This window comes from Mycobacterium kyorinense (assembly GCF_001672775.1).
Lineage (GTDB): Bacteria > Actinomycetota > Actinomycetes > Mycobacteriales > Mycobacteriaceae > Mycobacterium > Mycobacterium kyorinense_A.
In genome coordinates, this window is the sequence record NZ_LZKJ01000070.1 from 18937 (window position 1) to 27520 (window position 8584).

7 protein-coding genes and 2 pseudogenes are annotated in these 8584 nt (G+C 66.9%); 6 read left to right on the forward strand and 3 right to left on the reverse strand.

Features of this window, described 5'->3' with window-relative positions; translation table 11 throughout:
- The first annotated feature begins 111 nt into the window (after positions 1-111).
- The gene (locus tag A5707_RS07365) at positions 112-375 is read left to right on the forward strand and encodes a hypothetical protein (protein ID WP_082969316.1); all 264 of its coding nucleotides are present in this window, start codon (positions 112-114) and stop codon (positions 373-375) included.
- On the opposite strand, the gene A5707_RS07370 is transcribed toward A5707_RS07365, so the two are convergent.
- Positions 370-2757: a CaiB/BaiF CoA-transferase family protein gene (locus tag A5707_RS07370; protein ID WP_065013854.1), complete on the reverse strand. Its 2388-nt coding sequence runs from the start codon at positions 2755-2757 to the stop codon at positions 370-372. The genes A5707_RS07365 and A5707_RS07370 overlap by 6 nt on opposite strands.
- Positions 2758-2851: 94 nt before the next feature.
- On the opposite strand from A5707_RS07370, the gene A5707_RS07375 reads away from it, so the two are divergent.
- Together A5707_RS07375 and A5707_RS07380 are read left to right on the forward strand one after the other, a co-directional pair.
- Positions 2852-3673, forward strand: coding sequence for a FadR/GntR family transcriptional regulator (locus tag A5707_RS07375; protein WP_065013855.1), 822 nt, complete (start codon positions 2852-2854; stop codon positions 3671-3673).
- A gap of 7 nt (positions 3674-3680) precedes the next feature.
- Positions 3681-4394, forward strand: coding sequence for an SDR family oxidoreductase (locus A5707_RS07380; protein ID WP_065013856.1), 714 nt, complete (start codon positions 3681-3683; stop codon positions 4392-4394).
- Between the two features lie 11 nt (positions 4395-4405).
- Here the strand turns inward: A5707_RS07380 and A5707_RS07385 are convergent, their stop codons facing one another.
- Positions 4406-5251, reverse strand: a complete 846-nt coding sequence (locus tag A5707_RS07385) for an LLM class flavin-dependent oxidoreductase (RefSeq protein WP_065013857.1) — start codon at positions 5249-5251, stop codon at positions 4406-4408.
- An 84-nt stretch (positions 5252-5335) separates the two neighbouring features.
- Between A5707_RS07385 and A5707_RS07390 the strand changes: the two genes are divergently transcribed.
- From A5707_RS07390 to A5707_RS07400, 3 genes and pseudogenes are all read left to right on the forward strand, one after another.
- A complete protein-coding gene (locus A5707_RS07390; RefSeq protein WP_065013862.1) occupies positions 5336-6406 on the forward strand; it encodes an acyl-CoA dehydrogenase family protein in 1071 nt (356 codons plus the stop codon).
- A complete protein-coding gene (locus tag A5707_RS07395) occupies positions 6403-7578 on the forward strand; it encodes an acyl-CoA dehydrogenase family protein (RefSeq protein WP_065013858.1) in 1176 nt (391 codons plus the stop codon). The genes A5707_RS07390 and A5707_RS07395 overlap by 4 nt, the downstream gene beginning before the upstream one ends.
- Positions 7579-7580: 2 nt before the next feature.
- Positions 7581-8306 (forward strand): annotated as a pseudogene (locus A5707_RS07400) (acyl-CoA dehydrogenase family protein); the annotation flags it as partial.
- A 44-nt stretch (positions 8307-8350) separates the two neighbouring features.
- Here the strand turns inward: A5707_RS07400 and A5707_RS24910 are convergent.
- Positions 8351-8524: pseudogene (locus tag A5707_RS24910) on the reverse strand (acyl-CoA dehydrogenase); the annotation flags it as partial.
- Between the last annotated feature and the right edge of the window lie 60 nt (positions 8525-8584).

The window sequence follows — 8584 nt, forward strand, 5'->3', positions numbered from 1 at the left end:
CCGACATCAGGGTATTGGCAGAACCCACAGTCAACGGCAGGAGAGGTGCATAACCCCTGCTCACGACGGTTTGCACGGTTCTGTAGCTTTCCTAAAGAGTAGAGTTGCGGCATGACAACGCCAATCGCGAAGAAGGACAAACCGACGAATCCAAAACCGGGGGTTCCGGACGGGTCCGCCGGACGCGGACTGGCGCGCTTGCGGGACATGAACCTGGGAATCCAGACCCAGCCCTTGCGGGAGATGCGGCTGGAACTGAACCTCGACGTGCACGTCGTGTACTTCGGCATCCGGGTCCCGGTCGCGGGCGGCAAAACGCTGCGCATCCCGGTGATGTTGACGGCCAAACCAACGTTCAACTCGCCCACCTCATAATCCCTTGGGCCTCGTGCCGATCACTTCGGCGGCGCTCAGACGGGCGAGGTCGGCGTCGGCGGCGCCGCACCGGTCACGCAAGATTTCTTCGTTGTGCTCGCCCAGCGTCGGCGGAGCGCTCAACAGCCACCGCTCGTGCCCGGCCAGCGGCGCGAAAGGCGGGCGCGGATACCAGCCGGTACCAGTGCGCGGGTGCTCCAACGCCTCGAAGAACCCCCGCTCGATCAGTTGCGGATTCTCGGTCACCAACGAGGGCGACACGACCGGCGCCGCCGGAATGCCGGCACCCGCCAATTGTCCTACTGCAGAGCGCAATTCCTGATCGGCGAACCAGTCGGCCAGCCGACGATCGACCTCGTCGCTCCGTTCCCGGCGGTCGCCGACGGTGGCCAGGCCAGCGTCGTCACACCAGGCCGGTCGGCCCATCAACTCGACGAGCGCCCGCCACTGCCTATCAGTGCTCACGGTGACCGCAATCCAGTCGTCGTCCCCGAGACAGCGGTAGAGGTTTTGGATGGCCCAGCTGTGCCCGCGGTTGCCCTGGCGGCTCAGTGTCACGCCGAACGCCTCGGCTTCGATCGGCTGAATTGCGGTGGCATTTAAGACTGTTTCGACCATCGGCAGCTCGACGAGCTGGCCGACCCCGGTGCGTTCGGCGAATGCCAGAGCTGCCAGCACGGCGAAGGCGGCGTGAACACCGGCCAGCGGATCGCAGGCGCCGCGCGGCGGAACCGGCGGGCCGTCGGGCAGCCCGGTCACCCAGGCCAAGCCGCCGATCTGCTCCATCGTGGGCGCAAAACCCACCCGGTCGCGCCATGGTCCGTCAAGTCCGAAGGCCGGCATCCGGGCAACCACCAGCTTCGGGTTGACGGCCAGCAGCGCCTCTGCGGTAAGACCGAAGTGGTCCATCACCCGCGGCGAGAAGTTCTCGATGACGACGTCGGCATCCGCCACCAGCGTGGTGAACAGGCGACGACCCTCGTCCGACTCGAGATCGAGGGTCACCGAGCGCTTGTTGGTGTTCATCGCGTGAAACACCCAGCCGTACTCCCACCAGTCCTCGACGTCGGTGCGCATCCCGCCCGAGTACCGGATGCCGTCCGGACGCTGGATCGACTCGATTTTGACGACGTCGGCGCCGAAGGCGGCCAGCAGATGCGTCGCGGCGGGCCCAGCCCAAAACGCGGTCAGGTCAACCACCCGGACGCCCTCGAGCGGCAGCCGGTGATCCGCCCGACGCGGTCCCGGCTCACGCTTGGGCCAAGGTGATTGGTCGTTCGCCTCGCCGAGCTCGGGTGCGTGGCGCACCGGTGCCGGCTGGCACCGCGACATCAGCCACGGCGGGCGAGGCTGGTGAAACCCGGCCGGGTTGCGCACGAACACTCCGCGCTCGGTCACGTAGGCCGAGTCGCGGATGGTGGAGCCGTTGCCTAAGGCGGCGATCGGTAGCCGGAATAGCTGGCCGAGCTCGACGATCTCGTCGACGCTGCGCTCGGCGAACCACGGACCAATTCGTTCGCGGATCAGATCGCGGTATTCCCACCGGCCGATCTGGAACCGCAGCTGCGGGATTTCGGTCAGCTCCGGGCAGTCCACCATCGCAGCGAAGTCGAGCCACTGCTGGCCGGTGACCATGGTGATGCCCACGTAGCCGTCCTTGGCGGGTTCGATCGACGGTACCTCCACGGTGCGCGTCACCGGCGGCACCTGCAGCAGCTGCGAGTGCAGCCATTCGCCGCTTTGCATCAGCGTCATCGCTTCGAGCATCGAAAGGTCAAGGTGCTCACCGGGTCCGCCGCGCTCGACCCGGCGGCGTACCGCCAGGGCGCCGAACGCGGCGAACACCCCGCCCATGTACTCCCCCACGTCACCGCCGATCGCGATCGGCGGCCCGGCCGGATCACCGCGGAAACCGGGTGAGCCGGCCCAGGCCTGCAGAGTGAACTCGCTGGCGGCGCGTTCGGCGTACGGACCGCTCCATCCGAAGTCGGTGATGGTGACGATTACGAGGTGCGGGCACTCGGTCAGCAAACCTTGCGGGTCGATGCCCAGCTCGTTCGCCTGCGATCGGGTGGCCGCCAGCACCGCGATGTCGGCGCCGGCGAGCTCGGCGTGGATTCGGCTGTCGCCCGGCGACAGCATCACACTGCGCTTGCCCGCATTGAGATAGCTGAACAACGGTGCGTCGGTCCCGTCCGGAACCGGCGAACGGCTGGCACTGAACCACCGGCTCGGATCCCCCTGGGGCGCCTCGAGTTTGCGGACATCCGCGCCAGCGTCGATCAACAGCTTCCCGGAATAACTGCCGGCAATCCGATCGCTGATTTCGACGACGCGCAGGTCGGCCAACGGTGTCGGACGACGGTCCGGCGTCTCGTCCACCTGGCTATTGTGCCATTACTGCTAAGATTGCATCTAATGGAGTTCGCGGGTTGGCGGCCGTGCGCTTCGTCCGATCATTCGCTGCTGGAATCATATGACAGCTCTCGGAATTGGCCCTGAGGCCCGACGCCGGTTGTCGGCGCCGAGGATCGCCGAGATCGTCGCCGACGAGTTGCGACGCCAGATCATCGACGGTGAATTGGCCGACGGTGACCTGCTGCCGCGGCAGGAGGTGCTCGTCGAGCAGTTCAACGTCAGCTTGGTCTCGCTGCGTGAGGCGCTGCGGATTCTGGAGACCGAGGGGTTGGTGTCGGTGCGCCGCGGCAATCGGGGCGGTGCCGTCGTGCACGCACCGGCGAAAACCAGCGCCGCCTACATGCTCGGGCTATTGCTGCAAAGCGAGAACGTCGGTCTCGCCGACCTGGGCGCGGCGCTACGTGAGCTCGAGCCGGTCTGCGCGGCGCTGGCCGCCCAACGGCCTGACCGCGCCGACACCGTGGTGCCCGAGCTCAAGAAGGTCAACGACGCAATGGCCACCCACCTCGACGACGGCGGGCAATTCACCGAAATCGGCCGCCAGTTTCACAACCTTCTCGTTCGCGGCTGCGGAAACCACACCATGCTCGCGGTGGTCGGCAGCTTGGAGACGTTGTGGAGCAGCCACGAGCAGCAGTGGGCCGAGGAGAGCACAGCCAAGGGCACTTATCCGTCGCTGGCCAAGCGGCGGGCCGTGCTCAACACGCACGTCAAACTGACCGATTCGATCGAAGCGGGCGATGTCGACAGAGCCCGTCGGATCGCCGCCCGGCACGTCGCCGACACCCAGACTTATGTGCTGACCGGCCGCGACGATCACCGGATCTATGCGTTGTCACCGCAGGCCCTGTCCCGGCCGCGGGAGGCTCGCCATCTCTGAGACGCCCATGCGCACCGCGTTGGTCACCGGCGGTAGCGGCGGGATCGGCAAAGCCTGCGCTCGCAAGCTATCCGAGCGTGGCTACGACGTGGTGCTCACCGCGCGACGCGAAGGCCCGTTGCGGGCCGCCGCCGATGAGCTCGGAGCGCGTTACATCGCTGCCGACGCCGCCGATCCCGTTGGGTTCGAACAGGCGATAGCCGCGCTAGACAAGATTGATCTGGTGGTGCACGCCGCCGGAACGCTCGGCGGCACCTACACGCGCAAGCAGACATTCGAGCAGTGGCGAGCGATCATGTCGGCCAACCTGGACTCCTGTTTCGTGGTGACCGCCGCTGTCCTGCCGCGGATGCGGGCCGGTTCGCGGCTGGTGTTCATCTCCTCGTCCGCCGCACACGAGCCGATGATGGCCCGGACCGCCTACTCGGCATCCAAAGCCGGGATGAACGCGTTCGCCCGGGCGCTGGCGCTCGAAGTCGACCGCGACGGCATCTGTGTTCATCTCGTGACGCCGGGACCGGTGGAAACCGAGATGCTGCAGGATGTTCCGTTTGAGATGTACGCCATCCAGGTCGCCGATGTCGCCGAGGCTGTGGCCTGGCTGGACACCGTGGACCCGTCGGTGGATCTACCGGAGATTCGGTTGCACGCCGTACGCCGGGGTCCGTTCGCCCGCGAGCCGGTGGTGCCTACCGAGGCTCGCCGCCGCGCGGGCCATTGATGGCGGGCAAGCTAGAAACCCCTGATCACCGATTCGCCGAATTCGTGCAGCGATTCGGGCGCGGCGAAGTCGGCGAACCAGACGTAGAAACGCTCGACGCCCAGCGCGGTCAGGCCGGTGAAATGCCCGACCAGCTCGCCGGCGTCACCGCAGATTAGGCCCGAGCCCAGGTAGCCGAACCGCCGAGTGCTCACGTCGCGCACCGCGGCCGGGTCGGCGCCCTGGCGCACGAAACCCACCATCTGTTGCACCGATATCCGGGCCGGCGACGCGTCGGGCGCCAATTGCGGCAGCCGATCGATGTGGTTGGCGGGAACATTCCACCAATCCGCGTATTGGCGAACGAGTTTCATCGTCCGCCGCCCCGTGCCGCCGAGAACCAACGGGATGGGATATTCAGGCCGTGGCTGTTGACTTCGGTCCGGGTCTTCGCCACGCCCCCAGTACTGCGTGATCAACTCGAGGTGGCGTCCGAGTTGTTCGACCCGGGCAACCGGATCTTGCTGGCCGACATCAAACCTGGCGAATTCGGCGGGCCACGACCCCGAGCCGAGGCCGAGCTCGAATCTGCCGTTCGAGGCCGCCGAGAGCGTAACGGCTTGTTTGGCCAGCACCGCCGGATGCCGGAAGGCGTCGCAGAGTACGAGGTGGCCGATCCGCAAGCGCTCAGTTGCGGCAGCTACCCAAGTTGCGACAGTCATTGCCTCCCAGATGCTTTCGCCGGGAAGGCCGGGCGCCTCGAGATGGTCGATGAACGCGATGCCGTCGAACCCGCTCGCCTCGGCGTGGCGGGCGCGATCCGCAATGTCGGCGATCGGCAACCGCAGTTGCGGCAGGAACAAAAACCACTCGGCCATGGCTGACCACCATACGGCCATCGGTTCCCCGTCGTACGGGCAACGGTATTCAGCTAGTTTGCTATCTTTGCTATGTTAGGCATCATGGAGGTCGGGCTGAATCCCGGGCAGCTAGCGCTGCGCGACACCGTGCGCGACGTCCTGCAGACCGAGTGCCCCACCGGTACCGCTCGTCAGGCGATGACGGACCCAGAACGCTGGCGCACTCCGTGGAAAACCGTCGTCGATCTGGGTTGGCCGGAACTGACCGCGTCGGACACCGGCGACTACAGCAGTCTCGACTTGGCCGTGGTGCTGGAGGAGTGCGGGGCGGCCATCGCACCGATTCCGTTGCTGTCCAGCGTCGGCCTCGCCGCCGGGGTGTTGCGTGCCGCCGGCTCGGCAGTTGACGACGTGCTGCGTGACATCGGCGACGGCATCGTCGCCGCGCTGGCCATTCATCCGTCCGGGAAGCGGCTGCCCGGCGTGCCGATGACCTTGCAGCAGGGTCGGTTGCAGGGCCGGGCGGTCGCCGTCCCCGAGCTGTCCCGCGCGGAACTGGTCGTCACCTTGGCCACCTCAGCAGAGGGAGTCGTCGCCGCAGTCGCACGCACCGGCGTTGGCGTCACGGTGGAACCGCTCGAGTGCATCAATGCCGCCCAGCCGGTGGCCGATGTCGAAATCGACACGACGCCGCTGGCCGTCGGCCCCGTCGACATCGAATCGGCACTGGCGCTGCCGTTGCTGGCCGCCGCCGCCGACTTGGTCGGCGTGGCCGGCGCCGTGCTGGCCCGATCCGTCGAGCATGCCAAGACCCGGTCGCAATTCGGTAAGCCGATCGGTGCCTTCCAGGGCGTCAAGCATGCGCTGGCGGACAACTACGTCAGCTTGGAACGGGCACGCAGCCTCACCTATGCCGCGGCTGTCCGTCTCGACGATCCCGCCGTCACGCCGGCCGCCGGCTGGACCGCTGCGGCGCTGGCCAAAGCGGCCGCCGGTGACGCTGCAGTCAACTGCTCGCGGACCGCGGTTCAGGTGCACGGCGCGATCGCGCAGACCTGGGAGCACGACATCCATTTGTATCTGCGACACGCGTGGCAGGGCGCCACGCTACTGGGCGACTCCCGTGCGCTCTACCACGCCGTCGGCCGCAACTTCGCCGGAGACGCCGCATGACGGCGCCCAGCGATGTCGTCGCCGAATTCACCTGCTGGCTCACTGATTTCCTGCCGGACGACTACACCGAGCGCTATCGCGAGTACCGCTGGGATGTGACGCTGCGCCGCGCCTATCAACGAGCCGCGTTCGAGGCCGGCTGGTTACAGCCAACCTGGCCGCGCGAGCATGGCGGACGCTCGCTGGGCTTGCGCGACGCGATGGAAATCCGGCTCGAGGCCGCGATGCGCTCAGCACCCAAGCTGCCCAACATCGCCGGACCCAACGTCGCCGCACCGGCGATCCGCCAGTTCGGCACCCCCGAGCAGGTCGACCGGCTGCTGGTACCGCTGCTGCGCGGCGACGAGTGGTGGGCGCTGGGCATGTCCGAGCCGGAAGCAGGATCCGACTTCGCCGGCCTGCGCACCCGCGCCGAACGCGTCGGCGACGTCTTCCGGGTCAACGGTCACAAAATTTGGACCACCCAGGCGCACTTGTCGCGATGGTGCACGCTCTACGCGCGCACCGACCCGGCTGCGCCCAAGCATCGCGGGATCTCCTGCCTGATCCTGGATCTGCACTCGCCCGGCGTACGAATCGAGCCCATCCGCATGGCGTCGATCTCCGACGAGACGTTCTGCGAGGTCTTTCTCGACGATGTCGAAGTGCCAGCGGCCAACCTATTGGGCCCGCCTGACGGCGGCTGGCAGGTCGCATTGGCGTCGCTTCAGCATGAGCGACAGATGATTTGGATCATGAACTGGGTCGAGATCCAACGCGGCCTGGAGTCCATCCGCGCCGCCACCCGTGCCGAGCGTGCGTGTTTGTACGCCGACACGCCGGGAAACACCGTACAACTGCGCACGCTCGCGCAAGAAGGCGACGAGATCTTCAGCGAACTCGGCTCATTACTCGCCGACGCCGAGGCGCTGCGCGCCACCGGATACCGGGCGCTGCACAATGAACTGGCCAACCGGGCGTCCCCGGAAGCCGACATCCTCAAACTGCTCGGATCGGTGACTTTACAACGTGTTTGGGAATTGAGCGCCGCCGCACGCGGACCGGAGTCGATCGGAGATCCCGACCTGCTGTTCGAACGCCAGGACGCTTTGGCCGCCACCATTTATGGCGGGACATCCGAAGTCCAGCGCAACATCATCGCCGAGCGGCTGCTCGGGCTGCCGAAGGGATGAGGATGGATTACGATCTTGGCGCGGGCGCCGCCGACCTCAGACAGCGCTTGCGGGAACTAATTTCGGCGCATATCCCCGACGGCTTCCTGGGAGCCTGCACCGACGATCCCCGCGATCTGGCGACTACCGAGTCGTTCTGCAAGCTGCTGGCTTCCAGTGGGCTGCTGGCATTGGCCTGGCCGAAAGAACATGGTGGCGGCGGCGGTTCGGTCTGGCAGCAGACCGTACTTCGCGAGGAAATGTGGGCGCACCACGAACCCCGTGGTGCGCAATACATGGGTATCAACTGGGTCGGCCCTGCAGTGATGCGTTACGGGACCCCCGAGCAGAAAGCCCGTCATCTGTCCGCAATCGCTGCCGGGGAAGTGATCTGGTGCCAAGGCTTTTCCGAACCGGAAGCCGGAACCGATCTTGCGTCGCTGCGTACCCACGCCGTAGCCGACGCCGACGGCTGGCGCATCACCGGCCAGAAAGTGTGGACGTCCTACGCGCAGATGGCGTCGTGGTGCGTGCTGGCGGCCTGCACCGACCCCGATGCCCCGAAACCCCAACGGCTGACCCTGTTCCTTCTACCGATGGACCGGCCCGGCATCACGGTGCGCCCGATCCGGTCGATGCTCGGGCCGCACCACCTCAACGAGGTTTTCCTCGACGACGTCCGGGTGTTTCCCGACGAGGTCCTGGGCGAGGTCGGAGCCGGCTGGCAAGTGATGCGTGAGGCGCTGGCAGCCGCGCCCGCCGACGGATCGTCCTGCAGCGACACCGCCCGGTAGGCCAGCAGCCGGGCCACTCGCAAGTCGACCAGCGACCGCACCCAGCGGGTGCGGATGGACTCGGGCAATTGGTCCCACTCGTCGCCGAGCTCGGCCTGCATCCGGTCGAGTAGCGATTCGCAGCGCGCATACCGGGCGATCCCCACCCGCTCGAAGGCCAGCGCCTCACGCATCACTTGCCAGCCGGCTCCGACCTCGCCCAGGACCTCGTCGGGAAACACCCGGACGTCTCC

Coding starts and splice junctions, on each gene's coding strand:
- A5707_RS07385 (WP_065013857.1), bottom strand. CDS start 5,251: ATGGCCGAGTGGTTTTTGTTCCTGCCGCAACTGCGGTTGCCGATCGCC.
- A5707_RS07365 (WP_082969316.1), top strand. CDS start 112: ATGACAACGCCAATCGCGAAGAAGGACAAACCGACGAATCCAAAACCG.
- A5707_RS07375 (WP_065013855.1), top strand. CDS start 2,852: ATGACAGCTCTCGGAATTGGCCCTGAGGCCCGACGCCGGTTGTCGGCG.
- A5707_RS07395 (WP_065013858.1), top strand. CDS start 6,403: ATGACGGCGCCCAGCGATGTCGTCGCCGAATTCACCTGCTGGCTCACT.
- A5707_RS07390 (WP_065013862.1), top strand. CDS start 5,336: ATGGAGGTCGGGCTGAATCCCGGGCAGCTAGCGCTGCGCGACACCGTG.
- A5707_RS07380 (WP_065013856.1), top strand. CDS start 3,681: ATGCGCACCGCGTTGGTCACCGGCGGTAGCGGCGGGATCGGCAAAGCC.